Annotated in this window: 2 protein-coding genes; both read right to left on the reverse strand. The window is 54.5% G+C overall.

What is annotated here, in order from left to right; translation table 11 throughout:
- Window positions 1-698 (reverse strand): NAD(P)/FAD-dependent oxidoreductase (locus A3730_RS20500; protein ID WP_156501276.1); only part of this gene is annotated, 698 nt, incomplete at its 3' end.
- On the reverse strand, window positions 695-1,606 hold the full coding sequence (locus tag A3730_RS20505; protein ID WP_231880744.1) for an alpha/beta hydrolase: 912 nt from the start codon (window positions 1,604-1,606) through the stop codon (window positions 695-697). The genes A3730_RS20505 and A3730_RS20500, both read right to left, overlap by 4 nt.
- Window positions 1,607-1,711 lie beyond the last annotated feature (105 nt).

Below are 1,711 nucleotides of genomic sequence, written 5' to 3' on the forward strand. Positions count from 1 at the left end.
TTGAGCCAGCCGGGCAGGCTATGATCGGGTTTTTTCAGTACCCAGATGGGGGTGCGCTGGTAGACATCCAATTGGCGGGCCTTGCCGGCAATTTTCGGAATCAGTTGCACTGCAGTGGCGCCAGTGCCTATTACCGCTACTCGCTTGTCACTAAGATCAAGGTCATCTGGCCAGCGTGCAGTGTGAATGACATTGCCCTGGAACGTATCAAGCCCTTCAATATCTGGCATCTTGGGTGATATCAAACCGCCACAGGCCGAGACAATATGGCGTGCACTAAGTCGCCTGCCATCCGTAAGATCGATCAACCAGACATGGCTGTCGAGATCAAAACGGGCGCTAGCGACTTCGACACCAAAGCGAATCAGTGGGTAGATGCCATACTTGCTTGTTACCTGTCTTGTATACTGGTAAAGCTCGTTTCCCGGCGCAAAAACGCGAGACCAATTTGCGTTTTGTTCGAAGGAAAATGAATAGGTAAACGAGGTAATGTCGACAGCGATTCCCGGATAACGGTTGTCGCGCCAGGTTCCTCCCACATCCTTGCTTCGCTCAAGGATCAAGATATCTTTGATGCCATCGGCACGCAGCTGGATTGCCGCACCAATTCCAGAAATTCCCGCGCCGATGATAATGACTTCATGATCAGGAGTAACGCTGGGACGAGGGTTATGGATTGCAACAGCAGCCATATTCATGATGCAACCTCAACTATGGCGCTATCGCTAGCATTGACCGTTTGGGATGGGGCTTTGCCGACGTTATTGCTGGTCAGATACTTTTCCAGAATTCGGACGATGGTAGGGAAGTCCTGCTTTGCCTCTGGTAGCAAAAAGGTGAATACGGGCCACACGTGCGGCATATCATCGCGCTCCAGAACCTGCACGGGCACCCCCGCATCTCGCGCGCATTGTGCTGCTGCATGGGTATCGTCGCGCAGACACTCTTCGCTACTGACAGTGAAAAGTAGAGGGGGCAAGCCGGTGAAATCCGCGGTGATTGGTGAGGCATACGGGTGAGCGGGGTCCGCGCCGGCCAGATAGATATCCGTTGCCACCTCAATCATGCCATGGGAAAGCATGGTATCGCTGTCGCTATTCGCCTGTCTGGACATCAGGGTGCCTCGCGCATCCGATGCCGGCGAAATGGCGAGGGCGCAAGCCGGCATTTTCAGCAGCTGATCACGGGCACGCAGCAATGTGACTAACGTCAGGTTGCCTCCCGCAGAGTCTCCCGCAATGACCACAGGGCGAGGGTCTGCGATCAGTTCACGATACACATTAAAGGCGTCATCCGTTGCTGCCGGGAAGGGGTGCTCAGGGGCTAGTCGGTAATCCGGAAGAAAGACCCGCGCATTCAGGGCGTGAGCCAAACGGCCACAAAAGTGGTGATAGGTATCAAGCCGCCCGCCGATGAAGGCGCCACCATGCAGGTAGAGTATGGTGATTTGTGGGTCTGCGGTGCCTAGCCAGTGGCCAGCTATTCCTGCAACCTTGCCTCGCTTGAGTCGCACTCCGCGTGGCAGCAGAGAGGGGGCCAAAGGCGCGTTCATCACCCTGCGAAGATGTCTTACCAGTTTGTCCGGGTCGCGTATATCACGCTTCATGCCGGCGCGAAAAAGTAGCTTCAAAATTGTTGTAGGAATGGAGGCCATATTGAATTCCTTGCGTGTTTCGTTTCCACTAATGCGGTTTAATCAGCCAGCATTCTG

This window comes from Alcanivorax sp. HI0044 (assembly GCF_001634945.1).